The following is a 15,259-nucleotide window of genomic DNA, read 5'->3' as shown; positions in this document are numbered from 1 at the left end:
GGGGGCTAATCCGACCTCAATTATTATCCGACCCCGTTGGGGGGTGGGCGCCGCGCGCCCCCCCCCCACCTCATCGTTTCCGGCTGTAGGTAGATGCTCTGCCATCGGCCGGCGACGCCGATCCGATGTCTCGTGCAAGTGCCAGTGGTGCCTGCCCTCGAGCGATAACCGGGACCGATGCCGATATGCGCAGAGAAGTCGTCCAGCGATGCTGTGCTAATAGCCGAGCGCCTCCGCGCGGCCTCCATCGTCGCTGTCCGAACTGTCCTTCCAGTCGAGAGGGCGTTTGCGATCGGGGTCGAAGGTGAACCCAGGAGTCTCGAAAACATCCCGTCCGAGCCTCGGCCGCTCACCAGGACCGTAGTGCTTGCCGTCCAAGGGCCAGTCGAAGCCCTCGAGGTCATCGCTCCCCTTGCCGAGGATCTCTCCCGTGCTCTCGAACTCTTCGAGGACCGCCGCCAGCCCGTAGCGCTGCACGGGGCAGACCTTCATGCACACCGAGCATCCGGCGGCCTTGCCCATGACCGGAAGACAGCGCTTGGTGTTCAGCTTGGCCTTGACCACGCCGCGGCTGTCCTTGCGATTGGCTGGAATCGCCCCCGGCGGGCAGCGACGGACGCAGACCTGGCATTTGTCGCAGATGCCCTCGATGCCGTAGTCGACCGGTTGGTCGTGTACGAAGGGTGCATCGGTGGACATGACGTGAATCCGGCAACGCGATCCCGCGTGCGGCGTAAGAAGCTGGCCATTGAGACCGAGCTGTCCCAATCCCGCGGCGACGGCGTAGGGGATGACCATCGACTCGCCGACGAACCCCTCGGGGCGAGCAGCATAGCCCTGATCCCTGATCCAGTCCGCGAGTGCGCTCATTCGATCCTCGAGTCCCGCGTACGCAGTGAGCGCCGCCTTCTCTGCTCGCACGCTTGGAGACATCTGGGTCGAATCGAAGTTCTGCTCGATGATCCCCACGATGATGGTGTCGCCGACCGCGAGACCTTGGTACTCGGCGTAGTTGTACTTGATGTCGTAGGCCGTCACACCGACGGCCGACAGGCCGAGCCTCGCTGCTTCGAGCTTCATCGCTTCGGTCAGTTGCTCGGGCGTCGCCTTAGCTGGTTCCGGCGACGACTTGGCTTGTCGATTGGCCTTGGTGCGACGACGGACCGCTGACTGGACGCGAGGTGAGGTTGAGAGCAGCGACGCCCACATGTGCCCCGTGGGACTGTTCTCGCCTCGCATCTCCGGGTGCAGGCGGATGAAGTCGTGCAACGGTGCTTCGTCGTATGCTTCCTGTTGCCGCTCGGGCAGCAACTTGATACCCGGCCCCGTGCGTAGCTCATCGGCGGGCGCGGGGATCGGGGTAGTCCACGGCCCCGCATGCGGGGCGCGACGCGGATGCATCCAGACAGGCAGCCGTGGTATCCACCACATCTTCGGCCTGTAAGGAAGCGTCTTTCGCGCCACGGGGTAGAACCGCTCACCGAGGGTGTGTCCCCAGTACAGCAGCTTTCGCTGAAGGGCATTCCGGGTGAACTCGGCCGCCATGAAACAGGCCTCCTCTCGCCTCGGACGCTAACTCCGGGCTCAGTCTCGTTCTAGGTTCTGTGGATCGTGATCCCTGTTTCAATTGATGATACTATGCTTTTAAAGCAAGGTCTAATGATGTTAAGTATGTCGAGGGAGACGTGATGGTCACAGTGATCTACGTGCAGCCGGACGGCACCCGGCGCGAGATCGATGCGGAAGCTGGCGACACCGTCATGACTGCGGCGACCGGCAATCTGGTTCCCGGCATCATCGGCGACTGTGGTGGAGGAATGAGTTGCGCCACGTGCCATGTCTTCGTCGACGATCAATGGCTGGACTCCGTCGGCCCCCGTGAGGGTGACGAGGACGGCATGCTGGAGACGACAGCGGTGACATCGACCGGGCAAAGCCGATTGGGCTGTCAGATCGTGCTCGATGACACTGTTGACGGTCTCGTTGTGCACGTTCCAGAGTGCCAGGAGTGAGACCTGACGATGGTGTCCTCCGTGGTGGTGGTCGGTGGCGGACATGCCGGCTGTGAGATCGCAGCTGCGTTGCGCGGCAAGGGATACGACGGTGCGGTGACGTTGATCTGTGGCGAGCCGGTGCTCCCTTATTCACGACCACCGCTGTCCAAGCAGTTCCTATCGGGTGAATTGTCAGCCGATCGGATTCTCCTGCGTCCCGCGAGCTTCTACGAGAAGTTCGACATTCGTACACGGACCTCGACCATGGTGACACGCATCGATCGCGGGGCCTCCCGAGTCCTTCTCGGTGACGGAACCTCGCTTTCCTATGAAGCGCTGGTCATCGCCACCGGGGGGTCGCCACGGCGTCTGCCCGCCTCCTTGATCCCCGATGCCGACATGGCGCCGACCAACCTCCACTACGTCCGCACGGTCGCGGACGTGGAAGCGCTGCGGGCGGATCTAGCTGCGGCGACGAGAACGGTGGTCATCGGAGGCGGCTATGTGGGATTGGAGGTCGCGGCTTCGGTGCGACGTCTGGGCATCGATGTGACGGTGATCGAGGCCGCCGATCGTCTGCTGATGCGAGTGGTTGGTGCCGACGTGTCACATGTCGTTGAGAAGCGTCATCGCGATGACGGTATCGAGCTGCTTCTCGGTACTGAGGTGACTCGATTCGATGTGGACGAGTCTGGACGGATCACCTACGTACGCCTCGGGGATGGCACGAAGGTGCCGGCCGATGTCGTCGTCGCCGGTATCGGCTTGATCCCCAACGATCAGCTGGCGGAAGAGTGCGGGCTGGAAGTGGCTGATGGCATCGTCGTCGACCAGTTCTGCCGCACGAGCGACACGAAGATCTTCGCGGTCGGCGACTGCTCGCGGCATCCTTGTTCGGAGCATGGTGGCCTGCGTCGACTCGAGTCGGTGTCGAACGCCACCGAGCAAGCGCGGACGGTAGCCGATGCCCTCATCGGCGGGACGACACCCTATGCGGCATTGCCGTGGTTCTGGTCGGACCAAGGAGAGCTGAAATTGCGCTCGGTCGGTCTGTCCGCTGGATGTGACACGTCGGTGATGCGGAGTCAAGGCGAAGGCCGGCTCGCTGTGCTTCACCTCAAAGAGGGGCAGATACGCGCGGCCGACGTCCTGGGCGATCTGCGTTTCTTCGCGACCGTCAAGCGGCTCGCCGCCGCGCGGGTGGCTGCGACCCCGGAGCAGATCGAAGACCCGGATTTCGACTTGGAGTCACTACTTGACCGCTGATCTAGTTGCCTAGATCAAGAATGGAGAGACGATGACTGAGACGACGACAGGTGTGGGATCCCTGCCCCTCGAGGAGCGCGCGAGAAGGTTCTTCGAACTCGACGACGAACTGCTCAAGGATCCCTGGACGCTGTACCGCGACATGCGCGATCAACAGCCAGTGATGCGTGTGGGGCCCGCAGTGGTGGTGACCCGCTACGACGATATCAAGAACGTCTTTCGCGACACCGAGAACTTCTCGAACAAGCGCTACACGGGCACACGGGTCACGGAGCGCCGGGCAGCGCTCTCCTCGTCGGAGGTGGAGCGCTACGACTACTTGATCCATCTCGACGTCAACCACATCGGGCAAAACGATCCGCCGGATCACACGCGGCTTCGGCGCTTCGTCAACCAGGCGTTCTCGAGTCGTGCGGTGGAGGCGATGCGTGAACGGGTGACGGCGATCGGCAACTCCTTGCTCGATGAGATCGACGAGAGCGGGGACGATCCTTTCGATCTCGCGACGCTGTCGTGGCGGCTGCCTTTCCTGGTCGTGTGTTCCATGTTGCAGGTGCCAGACGCCGATGTGTCGACCTTCCGCAGCTGGGCGCTGGAGATCCGTCGTGGTCTCGGCACGAACTATGACAACCTGGACGCGGCTTATGAGGCGACCAAGAACCTGGAGGAGTACGTTCTCGATCTGATCAAGGGACGTCGCCACGAGACGAGCGAGGCGGGCGACGACCTCGTCAGCAATCTCCTCGCCACTGACGTGGGAGGGACGGTGTTGAGTGACGAAGAACTGGTCACGATGTTCGCCGTCATGTTGACCACGGGCAATGCCAACGACATGATCTCGAATGCCGTGATCGCTCTTGAGGAGTGGCCCGATCAACGCGCGCTTCTGAAGGAGAATCCCGACCTCTTGCGGGGTGCGATCGAAGAGTTCCTTCGCTACTGCCCGTCTGCCCTCGGGGTGCATCGCGTAGCGGTCGCCGACGGTGAGATCGCTGGGTTCCCCGTTCGGGCAGGGGAGACCGTGCGTCTGGTCGTCGCCTCGGGCAACCGTGATCCGCGGAAGTTCACCGAACCGGATCGGCTGGATGTCACGCGCAAGGACGCTCGGCAGCATCTGGATTTCGGGTACGGCATTCACACGTGCCTCGGGCAGTGGCTCGCTCGCCTCGATATCGAGGTGGGGCTCACCCTTCTCTACGAGCGTTATCCCGATCTGCGCATCGCGGCGCCCTTCAGCTATCGCAAGGAGTACCAGTTCAGGGGGCCCCAACAACTGTTGATCGCCACGTCATAGCGGGCGATCTCAACGACATAGATCTCGGCCGTGGGATGACGGCTACCGGGCCTCTTGGACCGGGCGACCGAAAGGAAGAGTGTGACCGCGAATTGGACCGACCGGGATGCCGCTGAGGTACCCGATTACTCGTCGATGCTACGTCTGGATGGCGGGGTCCACGTAGTTCTCGGAGCCGGATTCGGCATCGGCTATCAGATCTCACAAGCATTGGCGAGTGTCGGAGCGACTGTCGTGTGTGTCGATCGGGATGCCGACCGTGCCGAGAAGGTAGCGGCGGAGATCGACGGTATCGCTTGGACGGGAGACATCACTGATCGATCGACGATGCGAGGTCTGTTCGAGTTCATCGACGAACGGTGCGGTCGCCTCGACGGCGTCGTCGATATCGTCGGTCTCGCGCGCTACAAGGCGATGATCGATCTCACCGACGATGACTGGGACTTTCACGAGCAGATGGTGATCAGGCACGCCTACCTCGCGCTGGAGTACTCGGCGCGCTACTGGCAGCGGACCGGTACGAGCGGTTCGGTCACGTTCGTCGCCTCGGTGGCGGGGATGACGAGCTCGCCGAAGACCAGCGCCTATGGTGCCTACAAGGCGGCGCTGATGTCTCTGGTACGGACGGCCGCGGTCGAACTGGGTCCCGACGGGATCCGGGTGAATGCCGTGGCGCCCGGGGTGGTACGGACCCCGCGGCAGCAGGACAACCCGAAGTGGACCGGGGAGCTGCTGGAATCCAATATCAGCAAGACTCCACTACGCAAGCTCGCTTATCCGTCCGACGTGGCCGGCGTGCTGCTGTTCCTCTCTTCCCAGTTGGCTGGGCACGTGACAGGTCAATCGATCATCGTCGACGGGGGAAACAGCACGGTCTTCAACGTGGACGTTCCCCATCCCTAAGACAGGGTCGGTCCACGGCTGCACCTCCCCGGGTGATCGGAGGGGTGCAGCCGTTCGGCTAGAGCCGGTACCAGTCGCGCGCGTTTTGCGACATCAGCCGCGGCCGGGCCTCTTCCGGCAGCGCCTGAAGGAGATCGGTGACATCGTCATCGTGACCACGCGGGTAGTCGGTGGCGAACATCAGCAGGTCATCGCTTCTCAGCCAACTGAGCGTGGTTTCGAGCTGCTCTCGAGGGCCTAGCTCGGCAGGTGCCACCGAGAAGCGCATATGCCTGCGGATCAGGTCGAACGGGGGCTCCTTGAGCCAGGGGACCTCGCGGCGTAGACCCTTCCAGTCCTTGTTCATCCGCCAGCCCCAGGCGGGTAGCCAGAGGAAGCCGCCCTCGAGTACCGAGACTCTGAGCTCAGGGATCTCCTGGAAGAGACCCTCGATGATCATGCTGGTGACCTGAGTGGCGAAGGACTGCCACTCCGCGGCGTACTCCTCGATGTAGTACGAGGGGTAACCAGTGGTCGACGGCACGCCGTCGGCCGTACCGCCGTAGTGCAGTCCGACGACGAGCTCGTGTTCGGCGATTGCGCGGAAGACCGGCAGATACAGACGCCGTCCCCACAGCAGGTCCGAGCGGCTCGGGAGCAGCACCTGCACGATACCGGGATGGTCGCCGAGCCGGTGGATCTCCCTGACCATCGCCTCTGGATCGCGAACCGGGAGAACGAGTGAGCCTCGTAGACGTTCGTCTCGTTCCAGCCACTCGGCGACCAGCCAGTCGTTGACCGCGCTCGCCATGGCGTTCGACCAGTCCGGCTGACGGATGCTGTCGATGCCGTAGTAGCAGTTGAGGATCGCGGTGTCGACTTCCCAGGGGTTCAGAATGTGTTCTTGAAGGAGTGCCAACGACGATGCCGGCGGCCCGCCGTCGGCGGGCCGCCATTGGGGTCGGCACGTGCGGGGGGAGTTCGCAGGAAAGTGCTGAGCGACGCCGGCAGGTGCCTTCCAGTTGCGTTCAGTGCACCAGTCGATCCACTGCTGGGCGAGATAGGGGAAGAGCGCCTCGGCGGAGGGGACCTGCGCGTGAACGTCGACATCGACGAGATCGCCGGTCCAGACCGATGCCCGGGGGGTGGCTCCAAGGAACGAGGTTGTCATCGTGCCAGTTTCCTTTCCGGGCGCGCCGCCCGAGCTGGTCGTGGGGGACGGAGGTCGACGACCAGGTAGTCTTCCTCGACCGAGATCTCCACCGTCTCGGCCATATAGGGCCCCGGTTGTCGGCCGTCGGCGGTCTCGTCATCGCTGGCGATGGTCGCAGCGTACTGCGCGGGCGTCAGATCGACCTCGCCGTTCTCCAGTTCGCTGGCGATCAGATCGCCCTTCTCCACCTCGACGCTGTAGGGGCGACCTCGCATCCTGATCGGATCGAAGTAGGACTGCCCCGTGGTGACGTCGAATTCCCAGCCGTGCCAGGGACACGCGAGTAGCTGACGCTCGGTGTCATAGACGTACTCGCCGGGCTTCTCAGCCGAGATCAACGGGAGGAATCGTCCCGCGCACAGGTCAGCGCCACGATGCGGGCAGCGGTTGAGAAGGCCATAGAATCTCCCCCCGACGTTGAAGATCGCGATCGACCTGCCGTTGACCTCGACGGCCATCTTCTCTCCGTCGGCGAGGTCTCTCACGCGCCCGACGACGAATCGTCTGCTAGCCATGCTTTGCCTCCTTGTGTGGATGACATACAAGCATAATTGTGACGAAGATTAAACCTCGTGTTCTTGACATTCTTCTATTATGGTTACTTTTATGCTGAAGTCCGCTAACGTGGATGGACCGGAAGCAAGGAGAGAACAATGACGCTCACGCTGAACGACCCCGCGGCCGCCATCGAAGGTCCCCAGAAGCTCGGGATCATCGACTGTGATGTCCACCCGCTACGGCTTCGGGAGCACCAGCAGCGCGGTGCCGGCGTGTTGTCCTACCTCCCCGAACGTTGGCAGCGTCACGCCGCCGATGTCGGCGTGACACGGGGAGGCTGGCCAGGTGGAGACCGGCCGCGCCCACGCGAGTATGGACAGCGTTGGGATACCGAGACGCCCGATGGCGGGCCCCCGGGGAGCGACCCGGCGTTCGCGGCAGAGCAGCTTCTCGACAGATACGAGATGTCCGCCGGGCTGCTGAACGATCTCGGCGCGTTCGCCTCGGCCGGGCTCAAAGGACAGCCGAGCGGATTCTCGGCCGCCTACTGCCGCGCGCTCAATGAGCACCGCGTCGACACCTGGCTCGCTCAGGACCCGCGGTGGTATGCGTCGCTGAATGTGCCCTACGAGCTTCCCGATCTGGCCGTCAAGGAGATCGAGCACGGCATGACGCAGTTCGGCGACTACTCTGCTCGCTTCAAGCAGATCATGTTGGCCCCCGATAACCTGCGGCCCCCCGGCCACCCGACCTACTGGCCGATCTACGAGGCATGCGTCGAGTACGGTCTGCCGGTGACGTTCCACGTGCAGACGGGGAATCGCCCCACGCCCTCCGGAGGACCGAGCTACTATCTGGAGGAGCACAGCGATTACGCGGCGATGAACTTCCCGCTCGTCGCCAGCTACATCTTCGAGGGAGTCTTCGAGCGCTTCCCCGACCTCAAGGTGGTCCTGGTCGAACTCGGCTGGTCGTGGGTCACGCCTCTCGCCTGGCGCCTTGACGCGGCCTATCGAGTAATGGGTGACGAAGTGCCCCACCTTGAACGAAAGCCGTCCGAGTACCTGCGCGAGCACTTCTACTACAGCACCCAGCCGATGGAAGAGCCCGAGGATGATGCTCACCTCGGTGAGCTGTTCGACGTGTTCTACGACGCGGGCTATGGCGATCACCTGATGTACTCGTCCGACTATCCCCACTGGGACTTCGACGAGCCCGACGCTCTCCCGCGAGGCCTGTCGGTTCAGCGGCGCGCAGGCATTCTGGGGGGCGTCGCCAGCGAACTGTACGGGATCGATCTGTTGCCCGGACGCGGTTACGCGGTGCCGTAGACATCCATCGGTGAACAGGCGGTTGTCCTATCGGATCGTCCTCTGAGGAGTGTGCTTGCCATGACGATGACAGAAGGAGTCACGAGGTCGGCCGGTCCCGGTGCGTTCGTACCCGCGTTTCGCGTCGTGGTCGATGACAAACGTCGCCTGACCGATCACGTCAGCCTGTTCAGGCTGCGTCTGCGTGACGGCGGATCGTTTCCCACCTGGGAACCGGGTGCCCACATCGATGTCGTGCTCTCGCCCTCGATGGAACGTCAATACTCACTGTGCGGCGACCCCGCCGACCGAGACAGCTGGAGTATCGCCGTCCTTCGCGAGCCGGAGAGCCGGGGCGGCTCGATCCAGCTCCACGATGAGGTCGCCGTGGGAAGCGAGTTGACCGTGCGTGGTCCTCGCAACCAGTTTCCTCTCGTCGCAGCTGACTCCTATCTGTTCATCGCCGGTGGCATCGGGATCACGCCATTGCTGCCGATGATCAGGTCGTTGCGCGCCTCCGGTGGCGACTGGCGGCTGGTATATGGGGGCCAGCGGATGTCGTCCATGGCATTCACCGAGGAGTTCGCCGATGAGGAGGACCGGATCACGCTGTGGCCGCAGGACGAGTGCGGTCTGATCGATGTTGACGTACTGCTGCGAGACCTTCCCGCGACCACCAAGGTCTATTGCTGTGGGCCGGGGGCGCTGATCGATGCGATAGAGCAGCGATGTGTGGGGACGCCGGGGGTGCTGCACGTCGAGCGATTCCGAGCCCAAGAGGGTGCCCTGGGCGCGCGCACAGGATCGTTCCAGGTGCGCCTCGAGTACTCCGATCTCACGGTCGCCGTCGCTGAGGGGCAGACCATCGCCGAGGCGATGGAAGACGCTGGACTCGAGACCATGACCTCGTGCCGGGAGGGCACCTGCGGCACGTGTGAGACCGCCGTTCTCGAGGGAGTCCCCGACCATCGCGACTCCTTGTTGAGCGAAGAAGAGAAGGCTGCCAACGACACGATGATGATCTGCTGCTCGAGGTCGCTGACCCCGGTGCTGGTGCTCGATCTATGAGAGGACGTACCCATGAAGTTCGCATCGCACATCGCCATCGGCGTTCGTGACCTGGACCGCTCGCTGGTGTTCTACCGCGATCTGCTCGGTATGACCGTGATCCGAGACGCTACCAATGAGCCACCTGCCAACGAGCTGTATGCGCCAGGTGTCGGATCGACGCGGCGCCGCGAGATCATGCTGCGGTTGGCCGACGACCAGAACAACGATCAGCTCTTCATCGCGATCTCTCAGTCCGATGAGCTCGCTGACAACGCACCCTTGGATCTCGGCCAGATCGGTATCCACCATGTCGGCTTCTGGGTCGATGACGTCGTGAGACTCGCCGATCGGCTACGCGCCGGTGGTGCCGAGGTGGTATCGGTGAAGGACACCGTCGGCACCGGCTATGGCGAGAGCGCCGATCAGAAGATGCGTGCGATGTTCGTCAAGGATCCTGACGGCACGATCCTGCAGTTCGATGAGCGTGTGCATGCCTGACATCCGCGTCGGTCCGGCAGTGATGATACACTTATGATATAAGACATGTTCCTGTGATGTGCCAAGGAGGGCGATAGTACATGGACGATCGACTCGTGGCGCTGGAGGAGCGACTCTCGCTGTTGGAGGACGAGAAGTCCATCCACGAATTGCTCTCGCGCTACGGTCACTACGCCGATGCGCCCCTCGATGACGAGTACTTCGCGCTGTTCACCGAGGACTGTGTCATGGATGTCTCCTCCGGCCGTGGGGAGGACCCCTACGCGATCGTGCGGTGGGAAGGACGTGACGCGATGCGGGACTTCCTGCGTGAGCGCACGGCGGAGCAGGACGATGGCTTCTACGGCCGCAGCATGCATATGCAGGGCAACAACGTGACGATCGACATCACGGGAGACGCTGCCATCGCGAGGGGCTACTCCTTCGTGCTCCACCAAGATGGTCCGAGCCTGAAACTGCTCAGCGCCTCGCTGAACGAATGGGCGTTCCGTCGCGAGAACGGTCGTTGGTTGATCCAGATGCGTAGGCGCCGGATGCCGGGGGCGCCCGATGCGGCAGACCTCCTCAGGGGCGCTCAGTGAGCGGCGGCGCCCTCGCTGGGCAGCGGGTGGTTGACATCTCGCGCGTCCTCGCCGGTCCCTACTGCGCTCAGATGCTGGGCGACCATGGAGCCGACGTCGTCAAGATCGAGCCTCCAGGCGGCGACGGCACGCGGCAGTGGGGTCCGACCCGCGCAGACGGTGTCAGCGCCTACTACGCCGGCCTCAACCGCAACAAAGAGCATCTCGTCGCGGACCTGACCTCGCCTCGAGGCCGCGGCCTGCTTCTCGACCAACTGGAGAGCGCAGATGTGCTCGTCGAGAACTTCAAACCCGGGACCATGGCCGCATGGGACCTGGACGTGGACTATCTGCTCGATCGGTTCCCTCGACTGGTCTACTGTCAGATCTCTGCCTTCGGGCAGGGCCCGATGGCGGGCCTCCCCGGTTATGACGCTGTCGTCCAGGCCTACTCCGGCCTGATGTATCTCAACGGCGAGCCAGATCGCGGACCGCTGCGCCTGCCGATGCCGATCACCGATCTGACCACCGGGTTGCAGGCCTTCGCCGGAGTCTTGTTGGCGCTCCAAGAGAGGGAGCGGTCGGGGCGCGGGCAACTGGTCAGCGTCAGCCTGTACGACGCTGCCCTGAGTCTCCTTCACCCGGCAGCTGCTACCTACTTCATGACCGGAGTCGAGCCGCGGCGGCTCGGTTCGGCGCACCCGAGTATCGCGCCGTGCGAGATCTTCGACACCGCGGATGGCCAGATCTACCTCGCCGCGGGGAACGACCAGCAGTTCGCGACACTTGTCGAGTTCCTGAACGCTCCAGAGATGGCGGCGGATCCGCGGTTCCGCACCAATGCCGACCGTCTTCAGCATCGTCATGAGCTCAACGCCAGACTCGCCGAGCTCGTTGCTCATTGCGAGGCCAGTGCTGGCCTCGCTCGCATCATGATCGAACGAGGAGTTCCTGCCAGCCCGGTCCGTCCGGTAGCGGAGGTGCTCGACGACCCCGATCTGGTGGATCGCGGCATGGGTGTGGATATCGGGGGCCTCCGGGTGCTCGGCATCCCGGTGCACTTGGGCCGGACTCCGGGGTCCATACGGACCGCTCCCCGTCCGCTGGGCGCGGATCGAAGCGCCCACGTCTGAGCCCGTCGAGGCAGTTCCATCGAATAGTTCCCGCACAGAGAAGAGAGACCGTGGAATACGAGAACATCCTGTATGGCGTCGAGGACAAGATCGCCACTATCACGCTGAACCGCCCGGAGAAGCGCAACGCACTCAGCCCCGCGTTGCGGCGCGAGCTGATCGCGGCCTTGAGGAACGCCGAAGCCGACGACGATGTCAGCGTGATCCTGATTCAGGGCGCTGGACCGGCTTTCTGCGCGGGTTATGACATGAACAGCTATGCCGGGGGCGAGGAGCATCCCGAGCGTCCTGATGGCTGGAATCACTCCGAGCTCTTCGAGAATTGGACCGGCCAGTTCCCCCGCAGTTGTCTCCGCGACTGGCTGGCCATCTGGGACCTCCTCAAGCCGGTCGTCGCGAAGGTGCATGGCTACGCTCTCGCCGGGGGATCGGAATTGATGTCCATGTGCGATATCGTCTTCGCCGCCGAGGACACGGTCATGGGATATCCGCCCACTCGTGCTCAGGCCACCCCGGATGTCGAGTACTTCCCCTGGAAGATGTCGATGGCTCAGGCCAAGTATCTCCAGCTCACCGGCAACTCGGTGACGGGGAAGCGGGCTGAGGAGCTTGGCTGGATCGCGAAGAGCTTTCCATCCGATGAACTCGACGAGCAGGTGATGCGTGAGCTCCGGCCGATGGCCCAGCTGCACCCCGCCATGTTGGCCGCCAACAAGCAGGCGCTGAATCAAAGCTACGAGGCGATGGGCTTCCGTGCGGCTCTGCAGTCGGTCGTGCCGTGGTACGTCCTGGCCAGGAGCTTCCGGCCGGGTGCCGGCGAGTTTCAGACGAAGGCCGCCGCAGAGGGTCTGAAGTCGGCCCTCAAGTGGCGTGACGGTGCCTTTCAGGACGAGGGGTTCATTCTATGAGCAGGGCTGCTGTCAAGAGCTTGAATCACGTCGCCATCGGGGTCCGTGATCTGCAGGCGTCGTTGCGCTTCTATGTCGAGGGCCTCGGTATGCGTAAGACCCTGGAGAAGAAGACCAGTGATCTTACTCCAGCGCTGATGCGACTCCCCGAAGGCACCGTCGGGACGACCGTGTTCGTGCAGGGTGATTCCCGCATCGGGCAGTTGGAGCTGGTGAAGTGGAACCTTCCCGAGACAGACGGCGGAAGCCCCAAACGGCCAGGCGACATCGGCATGGGCCAGCTGTCCTTCCCGGTGGACCCTGAGCACATCGAGGAAGTGCATGGCCGCTTGCTCGAGATGGGCTACGAGGTCTACTCCGATCCCACCACGACGATCGTCAAGAACTACGGTCCGGTGACTCTGTTCCTCTGCGAGGATCCTGACGGCAATCAGGTCGAGCTGATCGCACTGCCGTCTCCTGAGACTGTCCGCGAGTTTCGGGCGGGGAGCGAGGCGTGATGGTTCACGTCTTTCGCAGGAGTAGCTTCGCGGCCGGCAGAGGGTTGGCCCCGATCATCTCGATGTGATGCCCCATGGTCGAGCGAACCGCGCTGCTCATCGGGGGCGGCGGGCCCACCGGACCGCACATCGCGGCAGGCCTGAGCCGACGCGGTCACCGCGTGACTCTTCTGCACCGCGGACATCACGAGGCACCCGGTCTCGAGGCCTATGAGCATCTCCACGCCGACCCGCACTTCAGGGAGTCTCTGGACCAGGCGCTCACCGGACGGACCTTCGATGTGGTGGTCGCGACCTACGGCCGGTCACGTGTCGTCGCCGAAGCGCTTGCGGACAGATGTGAGGCACTCGTGGCCGTGAGCGGCGTGCCCGTGTACGCGGGTTATCACGAGCCCCACCGGCAGGTTCCCCATGGGATGCCCGTGTTCGCCGACGAGGAGGTTGTCGGCCGCCGTCGCGCTCCCGCCGGGGAGGAGACTGCCGGCGAGGCGTTCGCGCGTAAGGTGCGGTCCGGGGAAGAGCGGATGCTCGACATGCACGCGGAAGGCAGGTTCAGCGCGTCGGTCTTCCGATATCCCTCGATCTACGGACCGCGTCAGGTGTATCCACGAGAGTGGTCCATCGTTCGACGTGTTCTGGACGGACGGGACCGGGTCATCCTGCCCGATGGGGGTCTGACCATCACCACTCGTTGCGCGGCGGCGAACGCCGCCGCTCATCTCCTCGCGGCCGTGGATCGTCCGGACGCGGCCGCGGGTGAGGTGTTCAACGTGGCCGATCGGGACCAGTTCACGGTCCGTCAGTGGGTCGAGATCGTCGCGGCTGCCGCAGGCGGGATTCTGCACCCGGTCTCGCTTCCTTTCGATCTCGCCGGACCGGGGCGCGCTCTCTATCCGATCGCCCATGACGACCACGTGATCGTCGATGCGCGGAAGGCTGTCGACGTGCTCGACTATGTCGAGCCGGTGCCGGCTGAACGGGCTCTGTCGGAGACCGTCGCCTGGTACCTTCAGCACCCTCCGCAGGATACGGCGGGCGCGCTGCTCGACCGTTTCGACTACGCCGAGGAGGATCGGGTGATCACGTCCTTTCGACGGGCGACCGATGAGCTGCGTTCGCGACAGGCACGTCTGGAAGCGGCTGCTCACCCGTATCCTCATCCCGAGGCCGCCGGGCAGCGCGACCGTCGTGGCCGATGAATCTGCAGCGTCCGTCGACGATCGAGGAGCTGCGCGCTGTGCTCGGCGAGGTCGTCGACTGGAAGATCTCCTATCCCGTCTCGGCGTCGGACATTCGTCGTTGGGCGGTAGCCGTGTATTACCCCGACAGACCGCCACCGCGATATCGAGACGGAGAGGCGGCTCCAGGTTCGCGGGTTCTCGTTGCGCCTGAGGAGTTCAACCCTTTCGCGTGGCAGGTGGCCGAGCAGATGGTGCCGATGATCGATCCTCTGCCGCGTGATCCGGACCGCTGGGAGAAGGCGATCGGCTTGGCGGGACCCCAGCTGCGGCATCAGCTCAACGGCGGATGCGAGACCTCTTACGGTGCGGTGATGAGAGTGGGCGATGTCATCCGGTCTGAGACGCGCCTTCACGATTACCGTCGGACGGCAGGTCGGATGGGGCCGATGCTCGTCACGGTCTATGAGTCGGTATGGACCAACCAGGACCGCGAGATGGTCCGGATCGAACGCACCACGTCGATTCGCTACTGAGCGGCGCCGAGCCGATTAGAGACAGGAGACAGGTGATGACGGTGAGCATCGGTGACGAGCTTTCCGCCGGTCCGCGGCGCAGCGGCTTCGCGGAGTGGAATCGTTTCGCAGCGGTGAACGATGAGTTCGTGCCGATCCACATGGACGACGAGGAAGGTCGCAGGGCGGGCTATCCGTCAGCGATCGCGATGGGTCGTCTGCTGTGGTCATATGCTCATCGGCTGCTGCGTGACTGGCAGCCCGGATGCCGCATCCTCTCGGTATCCCTGCAGTTTCGCCGGCCGCTCGTGCGCGACGGGCTGTTCGACGTGAGAGCACGTGTCACCGGTTTGCGGAGCGCCGCAGGCGAAGAGGTCGTCGATCTGGACGTCTGGATCGAAGACGAAGCGGGGACCGTGCTCGCTCCGGGCCGAGCGAGCGTGGTTCTCCCCTGACGCTC

The 15,259-nt window shown here is 63.7% G+C and carries 17 protein-coding genes; 14 read left to right on the top strand and 3 right to left on the bottom strand.

Features of this window, described 5'->3' with window-relative positions; translation table 11 throughout:
• Positions 1-216: 216 nt before the first annotated feature.
• Positions 217-1,080: a 4Fe-4S dicluster domain-containing protein gene (locus JL108_RS11475; RefSeq protein WP_205198408.1), complete on the bottom strand. Its 864-nt coding sequence runs from the start codon at positions 1,078-1,080 to the stop codon at positions 217-219.
• A 608-nt stretch (positions 1,081-1,688) separates the two neighbouring features.
• Between JL108_RS11475 and JL108_RS11470 the strand changes: the two genes are divergently transcribed.
• The 4 genes from JL108_RS11470 (at position 1,689) to JL108_RS11455 (ending at position 5,457) form a co-directional block, all read left to right on the top strand.
• On the top strand, positions 1,689-2,012 hold the full coding sequence (locus JL108_RS11470) for a 2Fe-2S iron-sulfur cluster-binding protein (RefSeq protein ID WP_275888645.1): 324 nt from the start codon (positions 1,689-1,691) through the stop codon (positions 2,010-2,012).
• Positions 2,013-2,021: 9 nt separating this feature from the next.
• Positions 2,022-3,260: an NAD(P)/FAD-dependent oxidoreductase gene (locus JL108_RS11465; RefSeq protein WP_205198406.1), complete on the top strand. Its 1,239-nt coding sequence runs from the start codon at positions 2,022-2,024 to the stop codon at positions 3,258-3,260.
• Between the two features lie 31 nt (positions 3,261-3,291).
• Positions 3,292-4,554: a cytochrome P450 gene (locus JL108_RS11460; RefSeq protein WP_205198405.1), complete on the top strand. Its 1,263-nt coding sequence runs from the start codon at positions 3,292-3,294 to the stop codon at positions 4,552-4,554.
• Positions 4,555-4,689: 135 nt separating this feature from the next.
• A complete protein-coding gene (locus JL108_RS11455) occupies positions 4,690-5,457 on the top strand; it encodes an SDR family NAD(P)-dependent oxidoreductase (protein WP_205198404.1) in 768 nt (255 codons plus the stop codon).
• A 58-nt stretch (positions 5,458-5,515) separates the two neighbouring features.
• Here the strand turns inward: JL108_RS11455 and JL108_RS11450 are convergent, their stop codons facing one another.
• Both JL108_RS11450 and JL108_RS11445 read right to left on the bottom strand, forming a co-directional pair.
• A complete protein-coding gene (locus tag JL108_RS11450; RefSeq protein WP_205198403.1) occupies positions 5,516-6,607 on the bottom strand; it encodes an amidohydrolase family protein in 1,092 nt (363 codons plus the stop codon).
• A complete protein-coding gene (locus JL108_RS11445; protein ID WP_205198402.1) occupies positions 6,604-7,164 on the bottom strand; it encodes a Rieske (2Fe-2S) protein in 561 nt (186 codons plus the stop codon). Before JL108_RS11445 ends, JL108_RS11450 begins: the two co-directional genes overlap by 4 nt.
• Before the next feature lie 138 nt (positions 7,165-7,302).
• Between JL108_RS11445 and JL108_RS11440 the strand changes: the two genes are divergently transcribed.
• The 10 genes from JL108_RS11440 (at position 7,303) to JL108_RS11395 (ending at position 15,254) form a co-directional block, all read left to right on the top strand.
• A complete protein-coding gene (locus tag JL108_RS11440; protein WP_205198401.1) occupies positions 7,303-8,478 on the top strand; it encodes an amidohydrolase family protein in 1,176 nt (391 codons plus the stop codon).
• A gap of 60 nt (positions 8,479-8,538) precedes the next feature.
• The gene (locus JL108_RS11435; RefSeq protein WP_205198400.1) at positions 8,539-9,525 is read left to right on the top strand and encodes a PDR/VanB family oxidoreductase; all 987 of its coding nucleotides are present in this window, start codon (positions 8,539-8,541) and stop codon (positions 9,523-9,525) included.
• A gap of 12 nt (positions 9,526-9,537) precedes the next feature.
• The gene (locus JL108_RS11430) at positions 9,538-10,005 is read left to right on the top strand and encodes a VOC family protein (RefSeq protein WP_205198399.1); all 468 of its coding nucleotides are present in this window, start codon (positions 9,538-9,540) and stop codon (positions 10,003-10,005) included.
• An 80-nt stretch (positions 10,006-10,085) separates the two neighbouring features.
• The gene (locus JL108_RS11425; protein ID WP_205198398.1) at positions 10,086-10,586 is read left to right on the top strand and encodes a nuclear transport factor 2 family protein; all 501 of its coding nucleotides are present in this window, start codon (positions 10,086-10,088) and stop codon (positions 10,584-10,586) included.
• Entirely contained in the window at positions 10,583-11,698 is a 1,116-nt protein-coding gene (locus tag JL108_RS11420) for a CaiB/BaiF CoA-transferase family protein (RefSeq protein WP_205198397.1), read from the top strand. Before JL108_RS11425 ends, JL108_RS11420 begins: the two co-directional genes overlap by 4 nt.
• Before the next feature lie 50 nt (positions 11,699-11,748).
• Complete coding sequence (locus tag JL108_RS11415; protein WP_205198396.1) at positions 11,749-12,606, top strand: enoyl-CoA hydratase-related protein; 858 nt, start codon at positions 11,749-11,751, stop codon at positions 12,604-12,606.
• Positions 12,603-13,106 (top strand): VOC family protein, encoded by a 504-nt coding sequence (locus tag JL108_RS11410; protein ID WP_205198395.1) that lies wholly within the window; start codon positions 12,603-12,605, stop codon positions 13,104-13,106. Before JL108_RS11415 ends, JL108_RS11410 begins: the two co-directional genes overlap by 4 nt.
• Positions 13,107-13,180: 74 nt before the next feature.
• Positions 13,181-14,305: an NAD-dependent epimerase/dehydratase family protein gene (locus JL108_RS11405; protein WP_205198394.1), complete on the top strand. Its 1,125-nt coding sequence runs from the start codon at positions 13,181-13,183 to the stop codon at positions 14,303-14,305.
• On the top strand, positions 14,302-14,820 hold the full coding sequence (locus JL108_RS11400) for a MaoC family dehydratase N-terminal domain-containing protein (protein ID WP_205198393.1): 519 nt from the start codon (positions 14,302-14,304) through the stop codon (positions 14,818-14,820). Before JL108_RS11405 ends, JL108_RS11400 begins: the two co-directional genes overlap by 4 nt.
• Before the next feature lie 35 nt (positions 14,821-14,855).
• Positions 14,856-15,254, top strand: coding sequence for a MaoC/PaaZ C-terminal domain-containing protein (locus JL108_RS11395; protein ID WP_205198392.1), 399 nt, complete (start codon positions 14,856-14,858; stop codon positions 15,252-15,254).
• Positions 15,255-15,259: the final 5 nt, after the last annotated feature.

The sequence above is a fragment of the Aeromicrobium sp. YIM 150415 genome, from assembly GCF_016918125.1.
GTDB classification, from domain to species: Bacteria; Actinomycetota; Actinomycetes; order Propionibacteriales; family Nocardioidaceae; genus Aeromicrobium; species Aeromicrobium piscarium.
The sequence above is the reverse complement of the archived record's forward strand: the minus strand, read 5'-3'. Positions and strand labels throughout refer to the sequence as shown.

What these genes read in the sequence shown, in the direction of transcription:
- JL108_RS11425 (WP_205198398.1), top strand. Translation starts at nt 10,086, where the DNA reads ATGGACGATCGACTCGTGGCGCTGGAGGAGCGACTCTCGCTGTTGGAG.
- JL108_RS11445 (WP_205198402.1), bottom strand. Translation starts at nt 7,164, where the DNA reads ATGGCTAGCAGACGATTCGTCGTCGGGCGCGTGAGAGACCTCGCCGAC.
- JL108_RS11435 (WP_205198400.1), top strand. Translation starts at nt 8,539, where the DNA reads ATGACGATGACAGAAGGAGTCACGAGGTCGGCCGGTCCCGGTGCGTTC.
- JL108_RS11470 (WP_275888645.1), top strand. Translation starts at nt 1,689, where the DNA reads ATGGTCACAGTGATCTACGTGCAGCCGGACGGCACCCGGCGCGAGATC.
- JL108_RS11475 (WP_205198408.1), bottom strand. Translation starts at nt 1,080, where the DNA reads ATGAAGCTCGAAGCAGCGAGGCTCGGCCTGTCGGCCGTCGGTGTGACG.
- JL108_RS11460 (WP_205198405.1), top strand. Translation starts at nt 3,292, where the DNA reads ATGACTGAGACGACGACAGGTGTGGGATCCCTGCCCCTCGAGGAGCGC.
- JL108_RS11410 (WP_205198395.1), top strand. Translation starts at nt 12,603, where the DNA reads ATGAGCAGGGCTGCTGTCAAGAGCTTGAATCACGTCGCCATCGGGGTC.
- JL108_RS11465 (WP_205198406.1), top strand. Translation starts at nt 2,022, where the DNA reads ATGGTGTCCTCCGTGGTGGTGGTCGGTGGCGGACATGCCGGCTGTGAG.
- JL108_RS11405 (WP_205198394.1), top strand. Translation starts at nt 13,181, where the DNA reads ATGGTCGAGCGAACCGCGCTGCTCATCGGGGGCGGCGGGCCCACCGGA.
- JL108_RS11440 (WP_205198401.1), top strand. Translation starts at nt 7,303, where the DNA reads ATGACGCTCACGCTGAACGACCCCGCGGCCGCCATCGAAGGTCCCCAG.
- JL108_RS11400 (WP_205198393.1), top strand. Translation starts at nt 14,302, where the DNA reads ATGAATCTGCAGCGTCCGTCGACGATCGAGGAGCTGCGCGCTGTGCTC.
- JL108_RS11455 (WP_205198404.1), top strand. Translation starts at nt 4,690, where the DNA reads ATGCTACGTCTGGATGGCGGGGTCCACGTAGTTCTCGGAGCCGGATTC.
- JL108_RS11395 (WP_205198392.1), top strand. Translation starts at nt 14,856, where the DNA reads ATGACGGTGAGCATCGGTGACGAGCTTTCCGCCGGTCCGCGGCGCAGC.
- JL108_RS11430 (WP_205198399.1), top strand. Translation starts at nt 9,538, where the DNA reads ATGAAGTTCGCATCGCACATCGCCATCGGCGTTCGTGACCTGGACCGC.
- JL108_RS11450 (WP_205198403.1), bottom strand. Translation starts at nt 6,607, where the DNA reads ATGACAACCTCGTTCCTTGGAGCCACCCCCCGGGCATCGGTCTGGACC.